This window comes from Rhizobium sp. CNPSo 3670 (genome assembly GCF_057784555.1).
The window spans coordinates 79,443-105,742 of record NZ_JBXSOL010000022.1; the positions used below are offsets into that span (position 1 = coordinate 79,443).

Below are 26,300 nucleotides of genomic sequence, written 5' to 3' on the forward strand. Positions count from 1 at the left end.
GGTCAATCCTCGATCAGGGGCTTGGCGACAAGCGTGCGGTAGTTGAAGACGCGCAGATAGAGGAGCGACAGCATCACGCCGATGACGACGAGCACCAGCGCCATGGCGGCTCCCAGCCCGTATTCGAGATTGCCGGCATAATTCCTGAGCGCGGTGTGATAGGCGGAGAGCGCCCAGACCTCGGTCGCGTTGCCCGGCCCGCCATTGGTGGCGAGCAGGATTTCATTGAAGGAGGCGAGCAGCGACAGCGTCTGATAGCAGGTGACGAAGAGGATCGGCCAGCGCATCTGGGGCAGGATGATGTAGCGGATCTGCTGCCAGCGTGAGGCGCCGTCGACCTCGCTCGCATAGAACTGGCTCTTCGGAATGGCCTTCATCGCCGACGAGAACACCAGCATGCCCATCGAGGCGCCGATGAAGCCGTTGATCAGCACGACGAAAGACCAGGCATTATAGGCGGTATCGAGCAGATAGTTCTTCGGGGGGTAGCCGAATTTGCCCATCAGGATGGAGATGAAGCCGCTGTCCCAGGCAAGCCACTTCCACAACATGACGTAGATGACGACGGGCGTGATGCGCGGCAGGAGCCAGATGCCGCGAAAGATTGAGGCCGGCGTCGCAGGCATGTAATGCGTCCAGATGGCAAGCAGCAGAGCATAACCGACGTTGAAGAGCATCAATACCAGCGCGACATAGAGCACGGTATTGAAAAGCACACGCGCCATGTCGGGCGATCTGGTCATGCGTGAGAAATTGTCGGTCGTCCAGGTCCAGCCGGTATAGGTGGTCTTGGCGACGGTTTCCTTCTGCTCCGGCGTCAGCTTGAGCCCCAGTCCGTCCAGCGACGAAAACAGCTGTTCCTTGCTGTCGAAGCGCGTATTGAGGACGGAGCGGTTGAACTGTTCGGAGATCTGTTTGACCTCGCGCGTCGAAGGTCGTTCGGCAAGATCCTTGATCATACGTTCGGCCTCGCGCCGCGTCGCAAAGACCTCGCCGGCGTGCTTGGCGCGCAACTCCGCCGCGATCGCAGGCGCAAGGCCGAGGCTCTCCACGGCCTTGAGGCCGGCTTCGTCGATCGTGTAGCGCGGCTCGGCCAACTCGGCCGCGATCTCCGGCATTACCGATTTCAGCGTGATCAACGAATTGGGTGCGATCTGATAGACACCTCCTGAAATGCCGGTCGCCGTGGTCATGTTCGTCATAGAAAAGACTGCCGTCAGAACGACCGGCATCAGGAAGAAAAGCACGATCATAATCGCCGCAGGCGCGATCATCACCAGGCCGAGCGTTCTGGACGATTTCATGGAAGCCTCCTCGAAGGGATCGATCGGGCGGCGGGTCGCCGCCGCCCGGAGGGACGCTTCGATCTTAGCGGATGACGATCTTGTCGCCGAGCGTGCTTTTCAGCTCGCTTTCGGCGTCGCCGACTGCGGCGTCGACTGCCTTGGCGCCGGTCCAGGAAGCTTCGAGGTTCTTCCACATGATGTTCCAATAGGTGCCGAAATCGGAATTGTTCGGCATCGCGTTGGCATGCGGCAGCAGGCGTTCGGTGGCTTCGCGGGTCCAGCGGTCGGCGGAATAGAAATCGACCTGGGACTCCGCCTCGGAAATGCCGAGATGGGCTGATTTGACCGCATGCAACGCGTTGGTGCGGGGCTCAGAGGCGATCTTGACCAGCTGGGCAGCGATCTCCGTATCATCCTGGCTGTGACCTGCGGTCAGGAGATAGACGAGCGGATGCGTCAGCGTATTGGCCTTGCCACCTTCGCCGGCCGGTATCAGCGTGAAGATCACGTTTCCGAAGAAATCCTTGAGGCCTTCCTGGTTGACGAGACGGGCATAGTGCCAGGTGCCGCCGTCCCAGATGCCGGCCTTGCCGGTGGCGACTTCCTTCCACCACTGATCGCCCGGCATGCCGATATGGTTCTTCTTGGTGACGCCTGCTTTAACGGCGTCGGCAAAGAACTGATAAGTGCGGGTCATCGCGGCCTTGTCGAAAACGAGCTTGCCACCGTCTTCCATCGTGCCGCCGAAGCTGGTGTAGAACTGCCAGTAATCCGGACCGTTGCTGGTGCGCGGATAAAAGCCGTAGCCGGGCTGGACGAGGCCTTTGTCCTGCATCTTCTTGGCGTCTTCGAGCAGGTTCTTCATCGTATACTTGCCGTCCTGCACGTTCTGAGGCAGGGCGTCGAGATCGGCGTCGCTGTAGCCGATCGCCTTCATGTAAGGCTTCCAGAAGAACATCGGTCGGGATTCGGCATCCTGCGGGATGCCGTAGACGGTGCCGTTGTAGGAGGCGATCTTCAGAAGATTTTCGTAGATGCCGTTGAGCGGCCAGGAATCGAGGTCGACATAATCCTCGATCGGAACGATCAGGCCGGATTGCGACCAAGGCGCGATGTCCTCATGGCCGCTGACGACGATGTTCGGGGCGGTCTTTGCTTCTGCGGCAAGGGTCAAGGCCTGTTTGAAGTCTTCCCAGGCGCTATAGGGCTTCTTCTCGACGGTGATTTTCAGATCTTCGCCCTTGAGGGCGGCTTCGCGCTGCAACTGCTGAGCCGCGATCTCGATGGCATCGAGACGATAGACGTCGTTCGGGCCGGTGCCGCCGGCCCAGACGCTGATGGTGACGTCCTTGGCAAGTGCGAATACGGAGGTCGAGGCCAGGATGGCAGCCGCGATAGTAAGGGATTTCAACGTCGGCAAAATGGTCATCTTCTTCATCTCCCCAGAAGACCAGTGTGAGGCCTCTTTGACGGGTCATCACTGGTGTTGACGACCGCTTCGAAAGCCCGCGAAAACGTGACGAGTCCCGCTCTATGGGCTTGTTGTAACGGCCGAATGACAAAATTGAGCACGTGTGCAAAATTATTATGACGATGTCCGCGGCACTTGCAAGCGGCGGTGTTCGGCGAGCATCTTTTATGCTTCAAATTGCGCCTTTCCTGGTCTAGCATCCCACCCATGAGCCTTGAATCCGTCCGCGCCTTCTTCGGCACCCACGCACCCGACATCGAAATCATCGAAACCGCCGAGAGCTCCTCGACGGTGGCGCTTGCCGCCGAAGCCCATGGCGTTGAGCCCGCCCAGATCGCCAAGACGATCTGCCTGCGCGTCGGCGAGCAGATGATGCTGGTCGTTGCCGGCGGTACGGCACGGCTCGACAATCGCAAGTTCAAGGACACTTTCGGGGCCAAGGGGCGCATGCTCGATGCCGAAGAGGTCATGGCGGTCACCAGCCATCCCGTCGGCGGTGTCTGCCCGTTCGGCCTGCCCTCACCGCTGCCTATTTATTGCGATATTTCGCTGAAACGCTTCGATGAAGTGGTGCCGGCGGCCGGCTCGACCAATTCGGCCGTGCGCATCGCCACAGGAAGGCTGGCCGAGCTGACCGGCGCCAGCTGGGTCGACGTCTGCCAATAAAGCGGCCGAAAAACTTCAAACAGAAGAAAGACGACCTATATTCTATCCCGACATGCCGTGATTGTGCATGACAGGAGACCAGGAATGCCGAGTACCGTTTCGCGTTTTGCCAAGATGGCGGCCATTGCCGTACTGACGAGCGCTACCGTTTTTGCCACGATCAGCGATGCCGATGCGCGCCGCGCCGGCGGCTTCGGCGGGTTCGGAAGCCGTGGCACCCGTACTTTCAGCGCGCCTCCGGTTACCCGCACGGCGCCTGCCCCGGCTGCCCCCATTGAACGCTCGATGACGCCGCGCCCGCAAACGACCGCCCCCTATGGCACGCAGCAGCCCGGCTACGCCCAGCAGCGCCCGGGTTTCTTCAATGGCTTCGGCCGGTCGATGATCGGCGGCCTGATCGCCGGCGGCCTTCTCGGCATGCTGCTCGGCCATGGTTTCGGCGGCGGCTTCGGCTTCCTTGGCATGCTGCTGCAGATTGCCTTGATCGGCGGCGCCATCATGTTCGCCATGCGCTATTTCGCCAACCGCCGCCAGCCCTCTTACGGCATCGGCGGCCAGAGCCGGTCCGCCGGCCAGTCCTTCAACATGGCGCCCACGAACAATTCGTCGTTCCAGATTCCGGCGATCGGCTCGGGCGCCGGTTACGGCGGGCAGTCGCGCCGCGATCACCCGAGCGACGAGATCGGGCTGACCCAGTCGGATCTCGACCAGTTCGAGGAGTTGCTGACTAAGGTGCAGACCGCTTACGGCGCCGAAGACTACAGCACGTTGCGCCGGCTGACGACGCCCGAGGCCATGTCCTACCTGGCCGAGGAACTGGGAGAAAACGCCACCAACGGCGTGCGCAACCGTGTCTCCGACGTCAGGCTGCTGCAGGGCGATATTGCCGAGGCCTGGCGCGAGAACGGCCAGGAATATGCGACGCTTGCCATGCGTTATTCCTCCATCGATGCCATGGTCGAACGCGACAGCGGTCGTGTCGTTTCCGGCGACGACCGCCGTCCGAGTGAAAGCATCGAAATCTGGACCTTCGTGCGCAAGCCGGGCGCGGATTGGAAGCTCGCTGCGATTCAGGGCACCGGCCAGCGCGCCGCCTAAAAAAACCAGCCACTATGGATGCCGCCAAGCTGACAACCAGCTTGGGCGGCATTTCTAATTCACTGCCACCGGCTTGGAGCGCATGCGGGAGACGGTCTCGCGTTCGGCCCGCTTGCAGCGCATCGGCGGCAGACCGCGATCCATCAGGTTCATGTCTTCCAGTACCATGTCGCCCATCTTCTTGAAGGCGCTGTCGAGCGCTCCGGCCCGGTGCGCCGAGCGGATGAAGCCTTTCAGGCTGCGTACCGGATGATCAGACGGCAGTGGCTCCTCGGGGTAGACGTCGCTCGCCGCAAGGAGATGGCCGGACGCCACGGCCGCCATCAGCGCATCAAAATCGACGACGTCGGCGCGGCTGAGCAGGATCAAGGCGGCGCTCCTGCGCATGCTGGCAAAGGCGTCAGCGCCAAGAAAACCCTTGTTTTCACTGGTGACGGCCGCGACGACGAAGACGAAATCGCTCTTCGTCAGCACATCTTCAAGGCTCGCAGGTTCGACGCCGTTTTCCTCGAGGATCGAGCGCGGCAGCCAGGGATCGAACACCCTGATGCGCGCTCTGAAGCCGGAAAGGACCCGGCGCAGCGCCTTGCCGAGATCGCCGAAGCCGACGATGCCGATCTCGGAACCGGCGATCAGCCGCGCACCTGCATTGCCCTCCCCGCCCCAAAGCTCGCTGCCTTCGCGAAAGGCGACGTCCGCATCGATGATCCCGCGCGCCAGTGCCAGCGCAAAGCCGAGCCCGATTTCGGCGACCGGCTCGGCAAAGACCTGGCCTGTCGTCACGACATGGATACCGCGCTCGAAGAGCAGGTCATAGGGCATGTTGTTCAGAAGATTGCTTTCGACGTTGAGGATCGAGCGCAGAGCCGGCATTCTGGCGAGCGTTTCGGCCGAAAGCGGCGGCTGACCGATGATGTAGCGGGCCCGGCCGAGGATTTCGTCTCCGAGACCGGCGATATTCTCCGGATCGGCTTCGACGATCTCGTATTTCGCATGCAGTTCGGTGCGCGCCTTGTCGCTGAAGATCAGGTCGAGCGTGCGCGGCTCGGGCGCGCTGATCGCCAGCGGTCGTTCGGCATTCGTCATGGACATCTCCTCCATCGCGGCGGTAGGCGCCGCCTCGGCTCTTCGATTGATAGCTTCTGTGCGAAACGCTTTCCAGTTCGTGATGCTTCGCTACATCGGGTGGAAGCGGCGACGCTGTCGAAAGCGGCATTTGCCTATCAGATAAGCAATTGAATTGCCTTGCTATTTCTTAGAGTTTTCGTTGACGACGTAAATTCCTTGAACTAGCCTGCGCGCACGTCTTTACTGGCCGCCGCCACATACCGGAAAACTTAAGAGGGGATCGAGCAATGAAATCAGCATTCAAGAGCAGCTTGCTGGCTTTGGCCGCCATCGCGCTTCCTGCCGTCGCCTCCGCCCATCCCGCGATCGGCGAAGCGGCGGGTTTCAGCCATGGCTTTGCCCATCCGATATCCGGCCTCGATCATATCCTCGCCATGGTGATGGTCGGCATTTTCGCCTTTCAGCTCGGCGGCCGCGCCGTATGGCTTGTGCCGACGACCTTCGTTCTGGTGATGGCACTCGGCGGTCTCCTTGGCGTCTCCGGTATCAATGTCCCCTTTGTTGAAACCGGTATCGCGCTTTCAGTCGTCGTGCTTGGCGCCGTTGTGGCGTTCAATGTCAAGGCGCCGCTCGCCGCAGCGGCCGGTATCATCGGCCTTTTCGCCATTTTCCATGGTCATGCGCACGGCGCTGAAATGCCGGAAAATGCTGCGGGCGGCGCCTATGCCGCCGGTTTCATGGTCGCCACGGCACTGTTGCACGCCGCTGGCCTCGCGCTTGGCTACGCCGTCGGGCACGCCGGCAAACGTCAAGGCGTGTTGGTGACGCGCACGGCCGGCAGCATTGCTGCCCTCGCCGGCGTCGGCCTCCTGTCCGGCTTGATCTGAGCCTGACGCCATCCCAGCCGGCCCCGCAGGGGCGTCCGCACCTGATATCGCAGTCACCAAACGCCCGGTAACACCTTGCCGGGCGTTTTTTCGTCGCCTCGCAAATTGCTACAGACTTGATTTAAGTCAAATCCATCGGCGCCGGGGCAGGCTATATATGGCGCACGAGCAACGAACCGACAGGCATCCAAATTGACGCAGGGCCGTCTTGCAGATTGTCGGCCGGGTCCGAAAGTCTGTATAGTAGCTTCAGAAATTTCTGAAATCACAGACGACACGGAAACGACCATGAATCTTCCGCCTCTTGTCCAGTCCTTTGTTCTCCATTTCGGCGAAATGGGCTCGCGCTGGGGGATCAACCGCACAGTCGGCCAGATCTACGCCCTGCTCTTCGTCTCCCCTGCACCGCTTTGCGCGGAAGAGATCGCCGATTCTCTCGGCATCTCGCGGTCCAACGTGTCGATGAGCCTGCGTGAATTGCAGGCCTGGAACCTCGTCCTGCTCAAGCACAAGCCGGATGACCGCCGCGATTTCTTCACCACGCCGGATGATGTCTGGCAGATACTGCGGACGCTCGCCGAGGAGCGAAAGAAGCGGGAAGTCGATCCGACGCTGTCGGTTCTGCGCGAGATCCTGATGCAGCGCCCTACCAGCGAAGCCGAGCGCTATGCCCAGGAGCGCATGGGCGAGATGCACACGCTGATCGAACAACTGACCCATTGGTATGAAGATGTGAAACAACTTGAAACGGAAAGGCTCGCAACGTTACTCTCGCTTGGCGCGAAAGTGACAAAGCTTCTGGAGGCCAAGGACCGGATCGTCTCGCTCGGCCGAGCCCGCCGGCCGAATCCTGCGAACAAGAGTTAGCGCCATGGGCACTGCTTTCTTCGACGCGACAAACGAAGTGGAAATCCGGCCGCGCAATTGCGAGCCGCTATCGCCGCACGCCGACGCGGGAAAAGGCCAGTTGCGCAATGCGGCGATGCTGCAGGCGCTGGCCGCCGCCTTCTGGATCCCGCAGGCGGGATTGCTGGCCGTGTCGGTCGATCGTATTGCCGATGGCGGCGGGCTGCACGACGTGCTTTGGCTGGCCTTCGGCATCCTCGCCCTAGGATTGATAAAAAGCTGTCTGGAGGCGGCTGGAGGCCGTCTGGCCTTCCGCGCCGCACGCACGGAACTCACTCGCAAGCGCCAACTCGCTGTCGCTGCCCTTTCCCAATCGTCGCCGACCGACCGCGGCCGGCCGGCATCAGGCAAAGCCGCAAGCGTCATCGGCGAACAGGCCGAACTCATCGTGCCCTATCTCGCGCGCTTCCAGCCGGCACGCATCAAGGCGAGCCTTGTGCCGTTCGTCATCCTTGTCTTTATCATGCCGGTCTCCTGGGTCGCCGCTCTGCTCCTGCTGCTTGCCGCGCCGCTGATCCCCATCTTCATGGCGCTGATCGGTTGGCGCGCCCAAGCGGCAAGCGAAAGACAGCTTGTCGCAACCGGCGGTCTCAACGGCTTCCTGCTCGATCGGCTGCGCGGACTGACGACGATCCGCGCGCTCGACGCAGTCGATGCAACGGCCGGGGGGCTGCGTCACGAGGCGGAATTGCTGCGCGCGCGCACCATGTCCGTGCTGAAAATCGCCTTTCTGTCCTCGGCTGTGCTCGAGCTTTTCGCCGCACTCGGCGTAGCGATGATAGCCGTCTATGTCGGCTTCAGCCTGCTCGGCGAAATCCGCTTCGGAACCTGGTCAGGCGGGCTCGATCTGCAAGAAGGCTTGTTCATCCTGCTGCTCGCGCCCGCCTTCTTCGAGCCGCTGCGCGAACTCTCGGCCGTCTGGCATGACCGGGCGGCCGGTGAAGCGGCGCTGAAAGCCCTGGATGCGCTTGCTGCCGATGCTTTGCCGATCCCCGGGGCGGCTGAGGCAGTGTTAACCGCTGGCGGCGAGGCTCCTGACATCTACCTCGAAAATCTTGCCTTCCGTTACGGCGCCGACGAGCCGCTTGTCCTCGACGGCTTCAACCTAAAAATCGCTGCCGGTGAACATCTGGCGCTGCTCGGCGCCAGCGGTTGCGGCAAGTCGACGCTTCTTTCGCTGATATCAGGGCTGGCGCCATGTGGCGGCAGCATCGTCATCGGCGGCATCGAGCTTCGGGATGAAACTGCCGCCAGCCTGAGGGGTGCGATGGCATGGATCGGCCAGAAGCCGCATATCTTTGCCGGCACCGTCGCGGCCAACATTGCGCTCGGAAGGCCCGGCATCTCACGCGGCAATGTGGCGGACGCGCTCGATGCCGCCAGCCTCGGAAAGGTGGCCGACGCCTATGGCAGCCGGCCGCTCGGAGAAGGCGGGATCGGGCTTTCCGGCGGCGAGGCGCTGCGGCTTGCGATCGCGCGCGCGGCCTGCAATCCGCATCTGAAGATCATTCTGGCCGACGAGCCGACCGCCCATCTCGACGCCGCCACCGCGGCTGATGTGGCAGAGAGCCTGCTTGCGCTCGCACGGGGCCGTACCCTCGTCGTTGCGACACACGATCCGCAGCTTGCCGCTCGCATGCAGCGAACTGTCCGCGTCGACGCCGCTTTCGTCATGAGGGAGGCGGCCGAATGAGTTTCCTTGTTGCAGACATCAGACCGATCCTCATTCTGTTCTTTGCCGAGCGCCGGCGCGCGCTGCTGCTCGGTGCTGCGCTTTCGGCAGCGACGGTGACGGCGGGCATTGCACTGCTGGGCCTGTCCGGTTGGTTCATCACAGCCACCTCGCTTGCCGGCCTTTCGGCCGCGGCTGCCATGACCTTCGACGTCTTTGCGCCGGCTGCCGCCATTCGCCTGCTCGCCATCATCAGGACAGCGGCTCGCTACGGTGAAAGACTTGCCACCCATGAGGCGACGCTCGGTGTGCTCGCCGCGATCCGCGAGAGGCTGTTTCGCGGCTTTGCCGAACCGGGTGCCGCCCGGGCTCTCTTGCGCCGCCCCGCGCGGTTGCTCTTCCGGCTGACGGCCGATATCGATGCGCTCGATTCCCTTTATCTCCGCATTCTCGTGCCGGCCGCCGTCGCAATCGGCGCAGCACTGGCTGCGATCGTGGTGCTGGGGCTGATGCATCCCTTGTTCGGCCTATCCTTCGGCCTCTTTCTCGCCGGCGCCGGCCTCGGCCTGCCATGGATCGGCGGCCGCGCGGCGCGCAAGCATGCCCGCCGGCGCGCCCATGGCATCGAGGCACTGCGCTCGCGGATGATCGATCTCGTCGCCGGCCAGACCGACCTGCTGATGGCCGGCCGGCTTGAGGCCCAGAGGAGCGCGATTGCTGCTGCCGACAGCTATGCCGCTCATGCCGATGACGGGCTGAATCGCGTCGAAACCGGTCTGATCTTCGGCTTCGGCCTCGTCTCGGCCTTGCTGCTGACGGCTTCGTTGCTTGCCGTGGCGGCGCTTGGAGAGACGAAGGCGATCACCGCGCCTGTCGCGGCCCTCGGCCTGCTCGTCGCCTTGGCGGCCGTCGAACCCTTCGCGGCGCTGCGTCGCGGCGCCCTGGAACTCGGCCGGACGCTGCTGGCAGCGAGACGCATCTCGCCAAGGCTTGCCGCCGCGGCGGCAACGGAGCCATTGGCGCTACCGATGCCCGGATATGCCTTTGCACTTGCTGGCGCGTCCGCCTTCCATGAAAATTCCGCGGTGCCTGCTCTTGAGAGCATCAAGCTTGCGCTACGGCAGGGCGAACGGCTGGCAGTCATCGGCGCGAGCGGCGCGGGCAAATCAAGCCTGCTGGCTCTGCTTTCCGGCGAATTGCGGGCGAGGTCGGGAAGCGTCGCCGCAGTGACGGCGACCCTGCTGACGCAACGGACGGAACTCTTCGAGGATAGTCTGCGCGGCAATCTGCTTCTTGCCGATCCGGATGCGAGCAATGGCCATCTGCACGATGCGCTTGCCGCCGCCGGCCTGCTGGCCGATGTCGATGCCATGCCGCAAGGGCTTGAGACGCGGCTCGGCGAAGGCGGCCTCGGCCTTTCCGGCGGCCAATCGCGCCGGCTGGCGCTTGCCCGACTTTTCCTGCGCGATACGCCGCTCTGGCTGCTAGACGAGCCCACCGAAGGCCTCGACGGCGCCACCGCCCGCGATGTGCTCCAGCGCCTGTCGGCAATGGCAGCGGGCCGCTCGCTTGTCATCGCGACCCATATCCGCCGCGAGGCCGCGATTGCAGACTGCATCGCCGTCATCGAAGGCGGCCGCATTTCAGAGATTTCGCGCCGCGGAGAGGCGGCGTTCGAAAAGGCGCTCGACCGGCTTCGGCCGGATTGAGCCAGACCCGCATGCCCTCAGGCGCCAGCCGGCGCTGAGGAACGCTCCGTACCCCGTGGGACCGTGGGAGAAAGACAATGGAATTAGACATCGTCGCGCTATCGCGCTTCCAATTCGCGCTGACGGCGCTTTACCACTTCCTGTTCGTGCCGCTGACGCTCGGCCTGTCCGTGCTGCTGGCAATCATGGAAACCGTCTATGTCATGACCGGCCGCCAGATCTGGCGGCAGATGACGAAATTCTGGGGCACGCTGTTCGGCATCAATTTCGTGCTCGGCGTGGCAACCGGTATCGTCATGGAATTCCAGTTCGGCATGAACTGGAGCTATTACAGTTACTATGTCGGCGACATCTTCGGCGCGCCGCTCGCGATCGAGGGCCTGATGGCCTTCTTCCTCGAGGCGACCTTCGTCGGACTGTTCTTCTTCGGCTGGGACAAGCTGTCGAAGGTCGGCCACCTCGTCGCCACATGGGCCGTGGCGCTCGGCTCGAATTTCTCCGCACTCTGGATCCTCATCGCCAACGGCTGGATGCAGAACCCGGTGGGATCGGCGCTCAATCCGCAGACGATGCGTATGGAGATAACAAGCTTCTTCGACGTGGTCTTCAATCCCGTCGCCCAGGCGAAATTCGTACATACGGTGTCGGCGGGTTACGTCTGCGCTTCGATCTTCGTGCTCGGCGTCTCGGCCTGGTATGTGATCAAGGGCCGGCATATCGAACTGGCCAAGCGCTCGATGACGGTGGCGGCATCCTTCGGCCTCGCCTCGGCGCTGTCAGTCGTCGTGCTTGGCGACGAGAGCGGTTATCTCGCGACCGAGAACCAGAAGATGAAGCTTGCCGCGATCGAAGGCATGTGGAAGACCGAGCCGGCTCCGGCCGCCTTCACCGCCTTCGGTTTCCCCGACCAGGATGCGCGTGAAACACATTTCGCCGTGCATATCCCCTGGGTCATGGGCCTGATCGGCACGCGGTCGCTGACAACAGAGATTCCCGGTATCGACAAGCTCGAACAGCTGGCCGAAACCCGCATCCGCGACGGCATCAAGGCTTACGATGCGCTGATGCAGATCCGCGCCGCACCCGCCCAGGATCAGGTGGCCCAGGAAGTGCGCAGCTCTTTCGAGGATCTCGGCCATGATCTCGGTTACGCCCTTCTTCTGAAGCGCTACGTCGACGATCCGCGTCAGGCGACCGACGCGCAAATCGCTCAGGCGGCGCGCGATACGATCCCGCATGTGCCGACGCTCTTCTGGTCCTTCCGCATCATGGTCGGCCTCGGCATCTTCTTCATCCTGCTGACATCAACCTTTTTCTGGCTGTCGGCGCGGCGCCACCTCGACAAGTATCCGCTGCTTCTGAGGATTGCCGTTCTAGCGATTCCCCTCCCCTGGGTCGCCATCGAGCTTGGCTGGGTGGTCGCCGAATTTGGCCGGCAACCCTGGGTGATCGAAGGCGTGCTGCCGACGGCGGCGGCCGTCTCCAGCCTCGGCGCAGGCACCGTGCTTTTGACGATCATCGGTTTTGCCGCGCTTTACACGGTGTTGATCGTCATCGAGATGAGGCTGATGATCAAGGCGATCCGCCAGGGACCGGAGCCGGACGACGAGCCGGAAGCCGTCCTGATTTCCGAAACCCTCGTCCCGGCCGCGGAGTGACCTGCCATGATCCTTCACGAACTCATCGATTATGAAACCCTGCGCGTCATCTGGTGGCTGCTGCTCGGCGTGCTGCTGATCGCCTTTGCGACGACAGGTGGCTTCGACCTTGGCGTCGGCACGCTGCTGCCTTTCGTCGCCAGGACCGATACGGAACGGCGCGTGGCGATCAACACCATCGGCGCCACCTGGGAAGGCAACCAGGTCTGGCTGATCCTCGGTGGCGGCGCCATCTTCGCCGCATGGCCGCCGCTTTATGCAGTCTCCTTCTCGGGCTTTTATCTCGCGATGTTTGCGATCCTCCTAGCGCTCATTCTTCGTCCGGTGGGTTTCAAATATCGGTCAAAGCGGGACAGTTCGCGCTGGCGCAACGGCTGGGACTGGGCGCTCTTCATCGGCGGCTTCGTGCCGGCGCTGATCTTCGGCGTCGCCGTCGGCAATGTGCTGCAGGGCGTGCCCTTCCGCTTCGCCGACGATATGCGGATTTTCTACGAAGGCTCGTTCTTTGCCTTGCTCAACCCCTATGCGTTGCTCTGCGGCCTGCTCTCCGTCGCCATGCTGACCATGCATGGCGCGGCCTGGCTGGTGCTGAAGGCGCGCGGGCCGGTTGCGGAACGGGCGAGGACTTATGGCAGCATCGCCGCCCTTGCCGCCATCTTGCTGTTTGCCCTCGGGGGCCTCTTCCTGTGGTTCGGTGTCGGCGGCTACCGGATCACCAGCGATATAAGCCCGATCGGACCTTCCAATCCGCTGCTGAAAACGGTGGTGATCGAAAAGAGTGCCTGGCTTGCCAATTACACCGCCCATTCCTGGATGATCCTGGCACCCGTCCTCGGCTTTGCCGGTGCGGCATTGGCCTTCATCGCCATGCGGGCAAGGCGCGAGGTGATGACGCTGCTCTTCAGCAAAGTCGCGATCTTTGGCATCATTTCGACGGTCGGTCTCTCGATGTTCCCGTTCATCCTGCCCTCCTCGCTCGATCCGCGATCGAGCCTGACGGTCTGGGATACATCCTCCAGCCATATGACGCTGTTCATCATGCTCGTCGTGTCGGTAATTTTCCTGCCGATCATCTTTGCCTACACCGCCTGGGTCTACAAGGTTTTGTGGGGCAAGGTCGACGAGAAGTCCGTCACCGACAAGAACAGTCACGCTTACTGAGGAGACGAAACGATGTGGTATTTCGCATGGATCCTTGGCCTGCCGCTGGCAGCCGCCTTCGCCGTCCTCAATGCCATGTGGTACGAGCTGATGGACGATGCCGCCAGAAAGAAGGCGTCAGAGGCGCAGAAGTAGACATGGAAAGGGCGCGGTCCGAAGCCGCGCCCCTCCCCTCGTTCATCAGCCTTCCAGCCACTTCACCTGATCGGGCGTCAGCTTGATGTCGAGAGCCGAGAGGCTGTCCTCCAATTCGGCAATCGTGCGCGGCCCGATCAATGGAATGACCGGAAAAGGCTGGGCGATGACATAAGCGAGCGCGATATGGATCGGGCTGCGGCCGAGCTTGTTGGCGAGCTCGATGGCGCGGTCGCGGCGTCCAAAATTGCGCTCCGAATACCAGACGCGAACGATCTCCTCATCATCCTTCTTGTCGCGGCCGGCGCGGTCGGTAAAGAAGCCGCGGCCCTGGCTGGACCAGGCGAAGTTCGGAATCTGCTTCTCGTTCAGCCACGTCTTCCAATCGTCGTCGGAGGCGGCGACGCAGCCGGCCCAGATCGGATCCAGCATCTCGGCGAGCGAGAAATTGTTGGAAAGCGCTGCCGGCGCCGCCTTGCCGGTCTTGTCGGCGTAGGCGATCGCCTCGTCGAAACGCGCCCGCGTCCAGTTCGAACCGCCGAAGATGCCTCGGATACGGCCGCGTTTGACCTCGGCATCCATGGCATCCACGAACTCGCCGACGGGTATATCGGTGTTGTCGCGATGCATGAAATAGATGTCGACATAGTCGGTCTTCAGCCGGGCGAGCGACTGGTCGAGCTGCTTTGCGATCATGTCCGGGTAGCAGAGCGGCGAGTGCGCGCCCTTGCCGATCAGCACGATCTCCTCGCGCGGCACCTTGCGGCTGGTGTGCCAGTCGCCGAAGATTGCCTCCGTTTTGCCGGCGCCATAGACAAAGGCAGTGTCGAAGGCGTTGCCGCCCGCCTCGTAGAAAGCATCGAGCGTCAGCGAGGCGGCGGCGAAGTTCGGGAAGAACTCGAAGCCGAGGGTCACGACCGAAGCGGGCTTCGAGATGCCCGGAATCTGTCGCTGCGGAATGCTGTTGCCGCGCGTGACCGCGCCGCCTGATATATTGGACGTGCGTTTGATGGCCTTCTCGACACCATATTCGAGACCGACCGAGGCCCGCCACTGGTCGAGCACGCGCAGGTTTGCGATCGAATCGGTCCAGCTCATGCCGGGAGTGCTGAACTCGGTCCTGCCGGCCCGGATCGCATCGCCCGCGGCATCCGCCTCGAAGGAATAGAGCCAGCGCTCTTCCCGGACTTCGATCATTTCTCGGCTGCCGCCCTTGAAGATTTCAATCTTGCCGACGCCGCCCTTGTGGCCGGAGGCGAACCAGAAGTCAGCGACCTCGATCCTGCCCTCGGAGCCGATGATGCGCAGCACATTGTCCTGCTGCGCCATGATCGAGCAGGAGACTTCGGCGATGATCTCGTTCGGGAACTTGAGCACGGCCGACGCCCATTCGTCGACGCCGCTCTCTCCAAGATGGGCGACGCCCGACACCTTTTCCGGTTCGAGGAAGGCCTTGCCCTCCGCAGCGCCGGCGATCAATCGTGCCATGGAAACAGGATAACCGCCGATGTCGAGAATGCCGCCGCCGGCAGTATCATTGGCGAAAAGCCGATGCTCCGGCTTATAGCTGCCCATGTTGAAGCCGAAACTCGAGCGGATGATGCGGATTGTGCCGATGACGCCGCTCTTGATGAGCTGAACCAGCTTTTCCGTCTGCGGATGCACCCGGTACATGAAAGCTTCGCCCGCAAAGACCCCGGCTTTCTTGGCTTCGTAGTAAACGGCTTCGGCATCATAGGCTGACAGCGCGATCGGCTTTTCCACAAGGATGTGCTTGCCGGCGCGCGCCGCCTTGATCGCCCATTCGGCGTGGCCGGTATGGGGCACGGAAATATAGACGGCATCGACCTCAGGGTCGGAAAGCAGCGCCTCGTAACCATCGACGATGCGGGCGCCTGGGAAGTTTTCGGCAAGTCCTGGCTTGGAAGGATTGCGGGTGGCAATCGCGACCAGTTTGCCGGTGCGCGAGTGGGCAACGCCATCGGCAAAGGTGCGAGCGATGGTGCCGGGGCCGATGATGCCCCAGCGGATCGGTTGATCGGAAGTCATGGGAATCCTCTTTCGTCTTTCTGCCTTGGGATTGGTTCAGCGGAGCCGTTTGCCGGCGCCGTCGAAAAGGAATGTGCGGTTGGCGGGAAGGCCGACGGTCAGCGTCTCTCGATTGCCTGATGTGCGCGATTCAGGCCGCTCAACGATCAGTTGTTCGTCGCCGACGGCGGCATAGATGTAGCTGGTATTGCCGAGGTGTTCGGCGACATCGATGGCAACGGTAAGATCGGTATCGCCAGCACCCCCATCGACGAAATGTTCGGGCCGGATGCCGAGGGTCACTTTCGCGCCGGTTTCGATGGGATCGGCGATGCACAGCGGCAGGCGCGTCTCCGGATTGCTCTCCAGCGCGATAACCGCCTGGCCCGGCCGCGCCTCGACGACCGCGGCTTTCAGGAAATTCATCTTCGGCGAGCCGACGAAGCCAGCGACGAACTGGTTGGCCGGGTCGTCATAGAGGTCGAGCGGTGCGCCGATCTGCTCGATGTTGCCGGCGCGCAGCACGACGATGCGGTCGGCAAGCGTCATCGCTTCGGTCTGGTCGTGGGTGACATAGATCATCGTCGTGCCGAGCTGTTTGTGCAGCCTTGAGATCTCGACGCGCATCTGCACGCGCAGCTCGGCATCGAGGTTCGATAGCGGTTCGTCGAACAGGAAGACTTCGGGCTCTCGAACGATGGCACGGCCGATGGCAACGCGCTGGCGTTGGCCGCCGGAAAGCTGCTTCGGCCGCCGTTTCATCAGTTCGGTGATCTGCAGGATATCGGCGACATGGCTCACGCGCCGCTCGGTATCGGCCTTCGGGTTGCCGTTCATGCGCAAGCCGAAACTCAAGTTCTCCTCGACCGTCAGATGCGGATAGAGCGCATAGGACTGGAAGACCATGGCGATGCCGCGATCTGCCGGCTCGACGTCGTTGACGACCTTGCCTCCGATCCGAAGCTCGCCCGATGTAATATCCTCAAGGCCGGCGATCATCCGCAGCAGCGTGGACTTGCCGCAGCCGGAAGGGCCGACAAAGACGACGAATTCGCCGTCCTTCACCTCCAGATTGGCGCCATGGATGATCTCAAAGCCGCCGAAGCGTTTGACGATGTTGGTAAGTGAAAGCTCTGCCATTCGGCTTCCCCGATTACTTGCCCGATTACTTGATTGCGCCGGCCGCGATGCCGGCGATGAAATGGCGCTGGAGCGCCACGAAGACGACGAGGATCGGCGCAGTCAGCAGCACCGCGCCGGCCATGATGCCTCCCCAGGACACTTTGGTGAGGCCGATCAGCGTTCCCAATGCCACCGGCGCCGTCATCATCCCCGGTCTGGAATTGATGAGCAGCGGCCAGAGGTAATTGTTCCACGAATGCAGGAAGAGAATGATCGCCAATGCCGCCATGGTCGGGCGCGCCAGCGGAAGGGCGATGCGCAGGAATATCTGCCATTCCTTGACGCCCTCGACGCGGGCCGCATCGAAGAGCTCGCCCGGCATCATCGAGAAGGACTGTCGCATGAATAAGACGCCGAGCGAATTGAAAAGCGGCGGCACGATCAGTGCCACCCAGGTGTTTGCCAGCTTGAACTCGCGCGCCACCATGATGAATTGCGGTATGACCACCACGGAGAAGGGCAGCGTGATCGTGCCGAGGATGATGGCGATGACAACGGACCGGCCGACAAAACGATAACGCGCCAGCGCCCAGCCGGCCATCGAGGTCAGCATCACCGAGAGCACGGTATAGATAAGCGCCACGCCGATAGAGATTACCATTGCGCCGATGAAATCGGTATCTGCCTGCAGATTTTTGAAATTCTCGACGAAATTGGTCGACGGCCACAGCACGATCTCGGGATTGAAGATGCCGTTGTCAGGCATTGTCGAGAAGACGAACATCATCCACAGCGGAAACAGCCAGATCAGCGCCAGCGGCGCCAGCGCGGCGTGCAGCGCGATCTGACGGACGAGAAGGGATTGCGACTTGGATCTCATTTCGGGTCCCTCCCGATCCAGAGATTGAAAAAGGAGATCACCACGGCGAGAGCTGCCATCGTATAGGCGATCGCCGAGGCATAACCGAAGTTCAGCGAGGTGAAACCCTGGCGGTAGAGGAAGAGGCCGAGTGTCTCGGTGCCGCCGCCCGGACCACCACGATTGGTGATGAGGAAGGGTTCGGTAAAGAGTTGCATCGTGCCGATCACCGAGAGCACGACGCAGAAGAGGATGATCGGCTTCAAGAGCGGCAGGGTGATGTGGAAGAATTGCTGTGTCTTGCTCACCCGGTCGAGCGTCGCGGCCTCGTAGACATCGTCGGGGATGGCCTGCAGGCCGGCCAGGATGATGATGGCGTTATAGCCGGCCCAGCGCCATGTGACGGCGAGGATGATCACCGCCATCGCGGCATTGGCGTTGTCGAACCAGGAGATCGGGCTGAAGCCGACCGCTGAAATCATCTTGTTGATGATGCCGAAATCAAGGCTGAACATCAGCCGGAACACGGCTGCGTAGGCGACCTCGCCGACGACGACGGGGGCAAAGAAGGCGAAACGGAAAAGCGGGCGCGCTTTCAGAAGCGGCGAATTGAGCAGCACGGCCATGACGGTCGCCAGCGCGATCATCACAGGCACCTGGATCACCAGGATGATCAGCGTGTTGTAGAGAGCGTTATAGAAGGCAGGGTCGTAGAAGAGCCGGCCCCAATTGGCCTGGAAACTGTATTTCCACGGATTGATGCGCGTGTTCTGAAAGGAAATCAGGAACGAGTCGATGATCGGCCAGACCCAGAAGGTGGCGAAAACAAGCAGATAGGGGGCGAGGAACGCATAGGCGCTCCGGGTTCTGAACGGCATCGAGCCTCCTCCTCACGAACGAATGAATGACGGGCCGCGCTGCAGGCGGGTGAATGCCGGGCGCGGGAAGCGCCCGGCATCGTCATTCATTGCGCGATCGGAAGTCCGGTTGCGGAAGCGATCTGCTTGGCGGCATCGTCGAGAGCCGCCTTCGCATCGGGATAGCCGCCGGCGAAGAATTTCGCCTGCGTTGCCTTGAAGATGCCTTCGGCATCACTTTGGAAGGCGGTGCCGCGGCTCGGCACGATCTTCGGCAGGGTCGCGAGAATGTCGGCCCAGACCTTCTGGCCGCCCCAATAGGGCTGCGGCTCGTTGACGAAAGGATCCTTCTCGGCAGACAGCAGCGACGGGACCAGACCGAATTCCTTCAGCATGGTGACCTGGCCTTCATTCGTCCCGAGGGCGTAGTTGACGAACTTCCAGGCGGCTTCCTTGTTGGCGGAGGTCGCTGAAATGGCGAGCGATGAGCCGCCGAGATTGGCGGCATGCGGGCCGTCGGCCGTTAGGCTCGGCATTCTGTAGACGCCCCACTTGCCCTTGAGATCGGGTGAGGTCGAGCGCACCGTGCCTTCATACCAGCCGCCATAGAGCTGGCTTGCGGCCTTGCCGGCGGTGTTGGCCTGAATCTTCTCGTCCCAGTTGGCTGCGGTCAGCGTGCCTGCGTCCTTCATCTCCTTCACCTTCTGCAGCGCGGCGACGCAGGCCGGCTGGTTGATGGTGATGTTCTGGCCGTCGGTCGAGAAATAACCGCAGCCCTGTTCATTGGCGATCATGCGGAACCATTCGCTGTCGCCGTTGAAATCGGCCTGTGCCATGACGACGCCGGGATTGGCGGCAGAAATCTTCTTGCCGGCGGCGATGAAATCGTCCCAGGTGCTGATCGTGCTCGGATCGACGCCGGCCTTTTCGTACATGTCGCGGCGGTAGAATACGGCGACGGGACCGGAATCCCACGGCATGGCATAGGCGACATCGCCGACCTCAAGTTCGGTGCGCTTGAAGTCGGGGAACTTCGCCTGGATATCGGCCGTGTAGCCGAGCTCCTTCAGATTGGCGAAGCAATCCGGAAAACGGCTCCAGAAGATTTCAGCCTCGAAATTTTCGATGCTGACAATGTCGGGCAAGCCGTCGCCGCCGGCAGCGCAGGCTGCGAGCGTCTTGTCGAAAACCTGGCTGTTGCCAAGATCTTCGACGGTGACCTTGATATCGGGAAATTGTTTGTTGAAGCCGGGAAGCGTGGATTTCAACGCCGATGCGGCGACATTCCAGCTCCAGATTGTGAGATTGGCCGACTCAGCGAAGGCCGAGCCGGAAGCAAGCAGTGCGACAGCTGCGGTCGCAGCGAGAAGTTTGAAGCGCATTGAAAATCCTCCCTTTTCAATTGCCGATCTTTCACGAACGCGGTTAGACTATCCGCAAGGGAGCGGCTGTCTCCTAAAAAGGGAATATTGATTTGGCGGAAAGTAAGGTCGGCACGCGCGCAATCTATCAGCCCGGCGCTAGCAGCATCGAGGGTTCGCCGACGGCACTGCAGATGTTTCACGCGCACCCGCCCGTCATGGCCATGCCGCACTGGCACGCGCAGGTCGAGATCAACTATGTCATGCGCGGAAGTGTGCATTACCGCATGAACGATCACGCGTTTCGGCTGAACGCCGGTGATATGTGCCTGTTTTGGGGTGGGCAGCCGCATCAGATGGACGAATCGTCAGATGATTCGCTCTATGCCGGTGCTCACCTGCCGCTTGTCTATTTCTTCCGGCTGCGCCTGCCGATCAGCATTTCCAGTCGTCTTATGAAAGGTGAGACGTTGCTGACCTCGGCAACGGACGCTGCTGATAACGAAAACTTCGCTCGCTGGTTTCGCTATGCCAATTCCGGTGATTCCGCCAAGGCCCAGCACGCTGTCGACGAATTGCTGCTGCGCATCGAGCGTATCGCATTCGAACCCTATTCGATGACGACATCGAAGACGACCGCCAGCCTGGACGGCGATCAGCTGCATCCCAACTCCTCGCGAAGCGTCGCGCGCATGTGCGATTTCATCGCCGCCAATTTCCTCCAGGACATCGATTCGGTCGATATCGCTCGCGCCGCGGATCTGCATCCGAAATATGCCATGAATCTTTTCAAGCGATCGACAGGCATGACGCTCAGCAAATATGTGACGCTGCTCAGGCTCTCTCGCGCCCAGGCAATGCTGATGAGCGAAGGCGCCAATGTTCTGCAGGTGGCGATGGACAGCGGTTTCGGCTCGATCAGCGCCTTCAACAAATCCTTCCGCCACATCGCAGGCATGTCGCCGTCCGATTTCCGTCGCGACATCCGCCTGGTGACGACGATGCCCGCCGGCGCCTTCCGCAACTAACGCATGTTTCGCCTCGGTGATCGTAATCGGCGGCTCCAAACGCTGAGCTACCTCTCGGCGAGCTCTATCTGGATGCCATCGGGATCACGAACGAAGGCGACTTTGTGCAGAACCTCGGTGTTGATTGCCAGACGCGGCCGCTCCTTGATCGCGACGCCGGCCTTTTCCAGACGAGCGAAGGTCCCCTCGACATTTTCGAACAGGAAGGTCAGGTGGCGCAGGCCGGCCGCACCGTCCGGCACGTCGACCGCCCTCGCCGCGCCTTCTGCCGGCGCGAAAATTTCCAGCATGCCGCCGCCGGCATCGAGAAAGGCGATCTCGGCGCCATCGGCCATCCTCTTGCGCAGATGCAGGCGCAGGCCGAGCAGACTGCAGTAAAAATCGACGGAGCGGTCCATGTCACTGACCGTCATGCCGACATGTTCGAAGGATTTCAGCATGGGTGCTTCTCTCGGTTAGGATTGCAAAAGGTCCAAGGCTTTCAAGGAGGATCGAAGGGCGTTGACGGCAGTCGACGAGGCAGTCGGTTGTGCTTTGTGGACGTCACCTGTACGGTGGGAGTAAAAACGGGTCAGAACCATATGCATATTCGAAGGGCGGTATCCGCCGACTCGGAGGAACTGTGCAGTCTCCTGAACAAACTCATTCTGGCCGGCGGAACAACCGCACTCGAGACGCCGTTGACGGCTGCGGAATTCGCGGATTGGTTCATCGACGGCGAGTTCCCCCTTATCTGTCATGTCGCGGAGCATGATCGGTCGCTTGCCGGCTTCCAGTCGTTGAGTCTCTATGGCGATCCACCGAGAGGTTATGCCGATATCGCGACATTTGCCCGCATGAACCCCAAAATTTCCGGCGTCGGCAGCGCCCTTTTTCCGGCGACGCTGGCAGCAGCCGAGGAACTCGGGCTTGAATTCATCAATGCGACCATTCGTGCCGACAATGTCGGAGGTCTTGCCTATTACACAAAGATGGGCTTTGAGCCTTATGACCGGCTCATTCAGGTCCCGCTTTTGGACGGAACGCCGGTCGATCGGATCAAGAAGCGTTTCAGGGTGGATGCCAAGCGCCGCCCGGCATCCACCGCGTAATCGTTCAGAGGCCGTCGGACCTACGCTGTTCTTCCGGGAGCCAGGAGCGATAGAGCGGATGATCGGCGGCAATCGGCATCGGCGTCGGCCGGCCGGTGCGCTGGGAGAAATAAGCGGCCGTCACCAGCTCCAGCGAATTGCGGGCATCCTGCAACGTCACCGGCGGTTCCGTGTCCTCGACGATCGCCCTGTGGAAAAGCTCGAACTGGCGGGTATAACCATCCTCGCCCGGCACATAGGCGGCGAGCGCCGCATCGACCCGCGCCTGGTGCTCTTCGGTTCCGGCGGTAAAGACCCAGGGATCGCGGCCCATCGTATAGGGTTCGAGGATGCTCTCGGCGACGAGATCGCTGAAGCAGAAACGCAGCCGTGAGATTTCCTTGCGCGAGCCGAGCGTCATCGACAGCGTCGCCAGCGAGCCATTCTGCATTCTCACCGAGAGGGCGGCCGTATCCTCGACCTCGATCGGATTGACCAGCGTCGCCCCATAGGAAAATACTTCGGCGCAGGGACCGTGCACATAATTCAGCATGTCATGGGCATGGATCGCGTGGCCGAGAAGGCCGCCGCCGAGTTCGCTCGCCCATTTGCCGCGCCACGGCACGGCGTAATAATCCGGCCCGCGCCACCAATGGGTCTCGATCGTCGTCAGGAACGGCTTGCCGGCAAGGCCCTGCTCGATCAGCAGTTTCAGCTTCTGCAGGCCGGAGCCGTAGCGATACTGAAAGATCGGCATCAGCTTCCTGCCCGGGAAGCGGGCGAGGATGCGGCCCATCTCATCGACTTCGGCAATCGAGCCGAAGAGCGGCTTCTCGCAAATCACATGCTTGCCGGATTCGATTCCCTTGCGGCAGAGTTCGAAATGCGAGCTCGGTGGCGTCGAAATGTCGATGATGTCGAGATCGTTCCGGGCAAACAGCGAATCCGCATCCTGCGTATATTCCGCAATGGCGAATTCGTCGCACAGCGCCCGGCCGCGATCCTCGTCCAGCGAGCAAAGGACGGGAACCTCGAAAAGATCTTTGTTCCAGCCGAAGCCCGTCAGGTGCCGCGCGGCAATACCCGCGCCGATAACGCCGACGCGTAATTTTCTGGCCATGATATCCTCCTCAGCGAGCGCCGATGCGCGCGGCTTTCGTCTGGGCTTCGAGCGAAAGCCGGCAGACTTCGAAAACGTGATCCTGCGTCATCGCCGTTTGCGTGCGGTTTGCGACATCGGCGGTGAACGCGTCGAAATAATCGAGCTTCTCACTGCTGCAATCGATATGGGTCATTTCCTTGCCATTGACGAGGAAGAGGTGATCCTTGCCCGGCCTACCGGCAATATCGATATATTTGCGCAGCTCGATATAACCCTCCGTACCGAGGATGGTGAGGCGGCCGTCGCCCCAGGTCGGCAGCGCCTCCGGGGTGAACCAGTCGACGCGGACATAGCCGGCCGCCTTGTCGGAGCGCAGCAGCACCTCCCCGAAATCCTGGAAGGCGGGTTTATCGGGCATGCCGAAATTACCGATCGAGCTGGCGATGACTTCGCCCGAGGTCGAGCCGGTATAGAACAGGAACTGATCGACCTGGTGCGAGGCGATGTCGACGATGATGCCGCCGAAATATTCCGGATCGAAGAACCAATCGGGTCGGGTCGGCAGCTGCAGCCGGTGCGGACCGACGCCGAGGGTCTGAATGACCTTGCCGATCGCACCTTCCTTAACCAGCTTGCCGGCCTTGACGGCGGAGCGCACACAATGGCGCTCGGAAAAGCAGATGGAGAAGATCTTGCCGGTCTCGGCAACGGTGCGCTTAACCTCCTCGAGCTGGGCAAAGGTCGTCACACCCGGCTTGTCGGTCATCACGTCCTTGCCCGCTTTCATCGCGCGGATGGCGAGTCCGGCCCGGTCACGCGGAATGGCGGAAATGCAGATGACATCAATCGAGGGATCGTCGAACAGTTTCTCCCGGTCGATCTGCGGCGCATCGGGATAGGTCTTCTCGAAGGCTTCCCGCAATGCCGGCACGGAGGTCTGCGGGCAATAGCCAACGAACTCGCCGCCTGCGGCGAGCAGTCCCTTCACGTGATCGAACGTATGCCCATGGTCGATTCCGACGACGGCAAATCTCAACATCGCTGCAATATCCTCCCGGGATTTTCGTGCGGCCGGCTGGTGCCGGCATCCTCCATATCGGCCAAAACAGATAACGAAAGCAGGCTCCTGTCAAGGCAAGCTGGGGGGTGAAATCGCCAGTGTTCGTATTCAACCATCTGAAAAATAAAGCTTATTATGTATCTAAATAGTTATTTGTGACCTTCATTCGACTTGATGCAGGCAGCAGATCCGCTTTTCAATCCGATCCGGCAAAAGTCTTTTTCCCCCGCCTATCTTGCTCCGCTCGGCCGAATGTGATCGATTTCGCCGGCCGCCGGGCTGGAGGGCGGCAACAATCTCGGAATTCTTTCAAGAGCGCTCGCCGCTGCCTGTAACGGAGGATCACCATGTCTCATCCCCTTCTCGATGCTGCCGCTTCCGGCGGAATTTTTGTCGGGCGCGTCTGGAATCCCGAAGTTGCCGGCCCGAGCATCGTGACGCTTCGTGACGGAATGCTCATCGACATCACCTCGCACGAGGCGCCGACGCTGAGCGCCCTGGTCGAGAGCCAGAATGCCGCGGGCTTCGTCCGAGCCGCAAGTGGCAAGGAGATCGGTCCTCTGGAGGAGATTGCCGCCAACAGCACCGGAAAGCCGGATGCCGGACGACCCTACCTCTTAGCGCCCGCCGACCTGCAGGCGGTCAAGGCCTGCGGCGTCACCTTTGCCCAGTCGATGATCGAACGCGTCATCGAGGAGAAGGCGGCCGGCAATCCCGATCGTGCCGCCTCGATCCGTGAGCGCGTTAGCGCGCTGATCGGCGGCAGTCTCACCAACCTCAAGGCCGGCTCGCCCGAGGCCGCCAAGGTCAAGCAAGCGCTGATCGACGAGGGCATGTGGTCGCAATATCTTGAGGTCGGCATCGGCCCCGATGCCGAGGTCTTCACCAAGGCGCCGGTGCTCTCTTCGGTCGGCTGGGGTGCCGATGTCGGCCTGCATCCGATCTCGACATGGAACAATCCGGAGCCGGAAATCGTGCTCGCGGTCAACAGCCGCGGTGAAATCAAGGGTGCGACGCTCGGCAATGACGTCAACCTTCGCGATGTCGAAGGGCGCTCGGCGCTCCTGCTCGGCAAGGCCAAGGACAACAACGCCTCCTGCTCGATCGGACCTTTCGTCCGTCTGTTTGATGACGGGTATGGACTGGATGACGTGCGCAAGGCCGAACTCGATCTGAAGGTAACGGGTCAGGACGGCTTCGTGATGCATGGGAAAAGCTCGATGTCACAGATCAGCCGCGACCCGACCGATCTCGTCAAACAGACGCTTGGCCCTCATCATCAATACCCCGATGGTTTCATGCTCTTTCTCGGAACGCTGTTTGCGCCAACGCAGGACCGTGATGCGCCGAAGCAAGGCTTTACGCACAAGATCGGCGATGTCGTCGAGATTTCCTCGGCCGGGCTCGGCACGCTCGTCAATACCGTGCGCCTCTCCACCGAATGCCCGCCGTGGACCTTCGGCATATCGGCACTGATGCGCAACCTTGCGACGCGCGGGTTGCTCTAAGCAAAGTGCGCAGCGGTTTGCCTCCGGCTGCGCAGATTTTATGAACTACTGGTTTCGCCGTTTGCCCTCTAGCAGGTCGAGAACGGAGTTTGCCGCTTCCAGAACGTTCGTGCCCGGGCCGAACACGGCCGCAACGCCGTGTTCATGAAGGAATTCATAGTCCTGTCGTGGGATGACGCCGCCGCAGACGACGATGACATCGTCGCCACCCTTTTCCCTGAGCCTCTCGACCAACTGCGGCAGCAGCGTCCTGTGGCCTGCGGCGAGCGACGAGACGCCGACGACATTGACCTTTCGATCAAGCGCCAACTCGACAGCCTCGTCAGGCGTCTGAAACAGCGGACCGGCGAGCACGTCGAAGCCGATGTCGCCGAAGGCCGAGGCGATCACTTTAGCGCCCCGGTCGTGCCCGTCCTGACCAAGCTTGGCGACCATGATTTTCGGCCGGTACCCCATCGCTTCCGTCACCCCTGCCATACGCTCCCTCAGGACGGCAAGTTCCGGCTCATTGTCATAGGCTTCGCCATAGACTCCCCTGATGACATCAGGTGTCGCGGCATGATCACCAAAGGCAGCGCGCATCGCATC

Annotated in this window: 24 protein-coding genes; 12 read left to right on the forward strand and 12 right to left on the reverse strand. The window is 61.6% G+C overall.

The features are described 5' to 3' along the window. Positions 1-2 precede the first annotated feature (2 nt). Complete coding sequence (locus tag AC13QO_RS21760; RefSeq protein WP_488541779.1) at positions 3-1,304, reverse strand: carbohydrate ABC transporter permease; 1,302 nt, start codon at positions 1,302-1,304, stop codon at positions 3-5. A gap of 64 nt (positions 1,305-1,368) precedes the next feature. After that, positions 1,369-2,715 carry an extracellular solute-binding protein gene (locus AC13QO_RS21765; protein WP_488541780.1) on the reverse strand — a complete coding sequence of 449 codons (1,347 nt, stop codon included), beginning with the start codon at positions 2,713-2,715 and terminating at the stop codon, positions 1,369-1,371. A 249-nt stretch (positions 2,716-2,964) separates the two neighbouring features. Between AC13QO_RS21765 and AC13QO_RS21770 the strand changes: the two genes are divergently transcribed. Further along, positions 2,965-3,423: a YbaK/EbsC family protein gene (locus AC13QO_RS21770; RefSeq protein ID WP_085781564.1), complete on the forward strand. Its 459-nt coding sequence runs from the start codon at positions 2,965-2,967 to the stop codon at positions 3,421-3,423. Positions 3,424-3,507: 84 nt separating this feature from the next. Further along, positions 3,508-4,521, forward strand: a complete 1,014-nt coding sequence (locus AC13QO_RS21775; protein ID WP_085781565.1) for a Tim44 domain-containing protein — start codon at positions 3,508-3,510, stop codon at positions 4,519-4,521. 54 nt (positions 4,522-4,575) lie between these two features. Here the strand turns inward: AC13QO_RS21775 and AC13QO_RS21780 are convergent, their stop codons facing one another. After that, positions 4,576-5,607: a hydroxyacid dehydrogenase gene (locus tag AC13QO_RS21780; RefSeq protein ID WP_488541781.1), complete on the reverse strand. Its 1,032-nt coding sequence runs from the start codon at positions 5,605-5,607 to the stop codon at positions 4,576-4,578. Positions 5,608-5,876: 269 nt separating this feature from the next. On the opposite strand from AC13QO_RS21780, the gene AC13QO_RS21785 reads away from it, so the two are divergent. The 7 genes from AC13QO_RS21785 (at position 5,877) to cydX (ending at position 13,717) form a co-directional block, all read left to right on the forward strand. Further along, positions 5,877-6,476 carry a HupE/UreJ family protein gene (locus AC13QO_RS21785; protein ID WP_488541782.1) on the forward strand — a complete coding sequence of 200 codons (600 nt, stop codon included), beginning with the start codon at positions 5,877-5,879 and terminating at the stop codon, positions 6,474-6,476. 288 nt (positions 6,477-6,764) lie between these two features. Beyond that, positions 6,765-7,343, forward strand: a complete 579-nt coding sequence (locus tag AC13QO_RS21790; protein ID WP_488541783.1) for a GbsR/MarR family transcriptional regulator — start codon at positions 6,765-6,767, stop codon at positions 7,341-7,343. Positions 7,344-7,347: 4 nt separating this feature from the next. Further along, entirely contained in the window at positions 7,348-9,075 is a 1,728-nt protein-coding gene (gene cydD / locus AC13QO_RS21795) for a thiol reductant ABC exporter subunit CydD (RefSeq protein WP_488541784.1), read from the forward strand. Next, complete coding sequence (locus AC13QO_RS21800; RefSeq protein WP_488541785.1) at positions 9,072-10,763, forward strand: amino acid ABC transporter ATP-binding/permease protein; 1,692 nt, start codon at positions 9,072-9,074, stop codon at positions 10,761-10,763. Before cydD ends, AC13QO_RS21800 begins: the two co-directional genes overlap by 4 nt. A gap of 77 nt (positions 10,764-10,840) precedes the next feature. After that, on the forward strand, positions 10,841-12,421 hold the full coding sequence (locus tag AC13QO_RS21805) for a cytochrome ubiquinol oxidase subunit I (protein ID WP_488541786.1): 1,581 nt from the start codon (positions 10,841-10,843) through the stop codon (positions 12,419-12,421). A 6-nt stretch (positions 12,422-12,427) separates the two neighbouring features. Further along, positions 12,428-13,582: a cytochrome d ubiquinol oxidase subunit II gene (gene cydB / locus AC13QO_RS21810; RefSeq protein ID WP_488541787.1), complete on the forward strand. Its 1,155-nt coding sequence runs from the start codon at positions 12,428-12,430 to the stop codon at positions 13,580-13,582. Positions 13,583-13,594: 12 nt separating this feature from the next. After that, complete coding sequence (gene cydX, locus AC13QO_RS21815) at positions 13,595-13,717, forward strand: cytochrome bd-I oxidase subunit CydX (RefSeq protein WP_085781573.1); 123 nt, start codon at positions 13,595-13,597, stop codon at positions 13,715-13,717. Positions 13,718-13,762: 45 nt separating this feature from the next. Here cydX and AC13QO_RS21820 read toward each other — a convergent pair whose 3' ends face one another. The 5 genes from AC13QO_RS21820 to AC13QO_RS21840 form a co-directional block, all read right to left on the reverse strand. Then, positions 13,763-15,766 carry an aldo/keto reductase gene (locus AC13QO_RS21820; RefSeq protein ID WP_488541788.1) on the reverse strand — a complete coding sequence of 668 codons (2,004 nt, stop codon included), beginning with the start codon at positions 15,764-15,766 and terminating at the stop codon, positions 13,763-13,765. A 36-nt stretch (positions 15,767-15,802) separates the two neighbouring features. Further along, positions 15,803-16,885 (reverse strand): ABC transporter ATP-binding protein, encoded by a 1,083-nt coding sequence (locus AC13QO_RS21825; protein WP_488541789.1) that lies wholly within the window; start codon positions 16,883-16,885, stop codon positions 15,803-15,805. A gap of 25 nt (positions 16,886-16,910) precedes the next feature. Then, positions 16,911-17,747, reverse strand: coding sequence for a carbohydrate ABC transporter permease (locus tag AC13QO_RS21830; protein WP_085781576.1), 837 nt, complete (start codon positions 17,745-17,747; stop codon positions 16,911-16,913). After that, positions 17,744-18,604, reverse strand: coding sequence for a carbohydrate ABC transporter permease (locus tag AC13QO_RS21835; RefSeq protein ID WP_085781577.1), 861 nt, complete (start codon positions 18,602-18,604; stop codon positions 17,744-17,746). The genes AC13QO_RS21830 and AC13QO_RS21835 overlap by 4 nt, the downstream gene beginning before the upstream one ends. 86 nt (positions 18,605-18,690) lie before the next feature. Beyond that, positions 18,691-19,965: an extracellular solute-binding protein gene (locus AC13QO_RS21840; protein ID WP_097599593.1), complete on the reverse strand. Its 1,275-nt coding sequence runs from the start codon at positions 19,963-19,965 to the stop codon at positions 18,691-18,693. 86 nt (positions 19,966-20,051) lie between these two features. Between AC13QO_RS21840 and AC13QO_RS21845 the strand changes: the two genes are divergently transcribed. After that, the gene (locus AC13QO_RS21845) at positions 20,052-20,972 is read left to right on the forward strand and encodes a helix-turn-helix domain-containing protein (RefSeq protein WP_183698295.1); all 921 of its coding nucleotides are present in this window, start codon (positions 20,052-20,054) and stop codon (positions 20,970-20,972) included. Between the two features lie 47 nt (positions 20,973-21,019). Here the strand turns inward: AC13QO_RS21845 and AC13QO_RS21850 are convergent, their stop codons facing one another. Then, positions 21,020-21,412: a VOC family protein gene (locus AC13QO_RS21850; protein WP_085781580.1), complete on the reverse strand. Its 393-nt coding sequence runs from the start codon at positions 21,410-21,412 to the stop codon at positions 21,020-21,022. Between the two features lie 141 nt (positions 21,413-21,553). On the opposite strand from AC13QO_RS21850, the gene AC13QO_RS21855 reads away from it, so the two are divergent. Next, complete coding sequence (locus AC13QO_RS21855; protein ID WP_085781581.1) at positions 21,554-22,063, forward strand: GNAT family N-acetyltransferase; 510 nt, start codon at positions 21,554-21,556, stop codon at positions 22,061-22,063. 4 nt (positions 22,064-22,067) lie between these two features. On the opposite strand, the gene AC13QO_RS21860 is transcribed toward AC13QO_RS21855, so the two are convergent. After that, a complete protein-coding gene (locus AC13QO_RS21860) occupies positions 22,068-23,162 on the reverse strand; it encodes a Gfo/Idh/MocA family protein (protein ID WP_085781582.1) in 1,095 nt (364 codons plus the stop codon). 10 nt (positions 23,163-23,172) lie between these two features. Next, positions 23,173-24,183, reverse strand: a complete 1,011-nt coding sequence (locus AC13QO_RS21865) for a Gfo/Idh/MocA family protein (RefSeq protein WP_085781583.1) — start codon at positions 24,181-24,183, stop codon at positions 23,173-23,175. Between the two features lie 368 nt (positions 24,184-24,551). Between AC13QO_RS21865 and AC13QO_RS21870 the strand changes: the two genes are divergently transcribed. Further along, positions 24,552-25,712, forward strand: coding sequence for a fumarylacetoacetate hydrolase family protein (locus tag AC13QO_RS21870; RefSeq protein WP_085781584.1), 1,161 nt, complete (start codon positions 24,552-24,554; stop codon positions 25,710-25,712). Between the two features lie 45 nt (positions 25,713-25,757). On the opposite strand, the gene AC13QO_RS21875 is transcribed toward AC13QO_RS21870, so the two are convergent. After that, positions 25,758-26,300 (reverse strand): cobalamin-dependent protein (locus tag AC13QO_RS21875; RefSeq protein ID WP_488541790.1); only part of this gene is annotated, 543 nt, incomplete at its 5' end.

Coding starts and splice junctions, on each gene's coding strand:
- AC13QO_RS21760 (WP_488541779.1), bottom strand. CDS start 1,304: ATGAAATCGTCCAGAACGCTCGGCCTGGTGATGATCGCGCCTGCGGCG.
- AC13QO_RS21765 (WP_488541780.1), bottom strand. CDS start 2,715: ATGACCATTTTGCCGACGTTGAAATCCCTTACTATCGCGGCTGCCATC.
- AC13QO_RS21770 (WP_085781564.1), top strand. CDS start 2,965: ATGAGCCTTGAATCCGTCCGCGCCTTCTTCGGCACCCACGCACCCGAC.
- AC13QO_RS21775 (WP_085781565.1), top strand. CDS start 3,508: ATGCCGAGTACCGTTTCGCGTTTTGCCAAGATGGCGGCCATTGCCGTA.
- AC13QO_RS21780 (WP_488541781.1), bottom strand. CDS start 5,607: ATGACGAATGCCGAACGACCGCTGGCGATCAGCGCGCCCGAGCCGCGC.
- AC13QO_RS21785 (WP_488541782.1), top strand. CDS start 5,877: ATGAAATCAGCATTCAAGAGCAGCTTGCTGGCTTTGGCCGCCATCGCG.
- AC13QO_RS21790 (WP_488541783.1), top strand. CDS start 6,765: ATGAATCTTCCGCCTCTTGTCCAGTCCTTTGTTCTCCATTTCGGCGAA.
- cydD (WP_488541784.1), top strand. CDS start 7,348: ATGGGCACTGCTTTCTTCGACGCGACAAACGAAGTGGAAATCCGGCCG.
- AC13QO_RS21800 (WP_488541785.1), top strand. CDS start 9,072: ATGAGTTTCCTTGTTGCAGACATCAGACCGATCCTCATTCTGTTCTTT.
- AC13QO_RS21805 (WP_488541786.1), top strand. CDS start 10,841: ATGGAATTAGACATCGTCGCGCTATCGCGCTTCCAATTCGCGCTGACG.
- cydB (WP_488541787.1), top strand. CDS start 12,428: ATGATCCTTCACGAACTCATCGATTATGAAACCCTGCGCGTCATCTGG.
- cydX (WP_085781573.1), top strand. CDS start 13,595: ATGTGGTATTTCGCATGGATCCTTGGCCTGCCGCTGGCAGCCGCCTTC.
- AC13QO_RS21820 (WP_488541788.1), bottom strand. CDS start 15,766: ATGACTTCCGATCAACCGATCCGCTGGGGCATCATCGGCCCCGGCACC.
- AC13QO_RS21825 (WP_488541789.1), bottom strand. CDS start 16,885: ATGGCAGAGCTTTCACTTACCAACATCGTCAAACGCTTCGGCGGCTTT.
- AC13QO_RS21830 (WP_085781576.1), bottom strand. CDS start 17,747: ATGAGATCCAAGTCGCAATCCCTTCTCGTCCGTCAGATCGCGCTGCAC.
- AC13QO_RS21835 (WP_085781577.1), bottom strand. CDS start 18,604: ATGCCGTTCAGAACCCGGAGCGCCTATGCGTTCCTCGCCCCCTATCTG.
- AC13QO_RS21840 (WP_097599593.1), bottom strand. CDS start 19,965: ATGCGCTTCAAACTTCTCGCTGCGACCGCAGCTGTCGCACTGCTTGCT.
- AC13QO_RS21850 (WP_085781580.1), bottom strand. CDS start 21,412: ATGCTGAAATCCTTCGAACATGTCGGCATGACGGTCAGTGACATGGAC.
- AC13QO_RS21855 (WP_085781581.1), top strand. CDS start 21,554: ATGCATATTCGAAGGGCGGTATCCGCCGACTCGGAGGAACTGTGCAGT.
- AC13QO_RS21860 (WP_085781582.1), bottom strand. CDS start 23,162: ATGGCCAGAAAATTACGCGTCGGCGTTATCGGCGCGGGTATTGCCGCG.
- AC13QO_RS21865 (WP_085781583.1), bottom strand. CDS start 24,183: ATGTTGAGATTTGCCGTCGTCGGAATCGACCATGGGCATACGTTCGAT.
- AC13QO_RS21870 (WP_085781584.1), top strand. CDS start 24,552: ATGTCTCATCCCCTTCTCGATGCTGCCGCTTCCGGCGGAATTTTTGTC.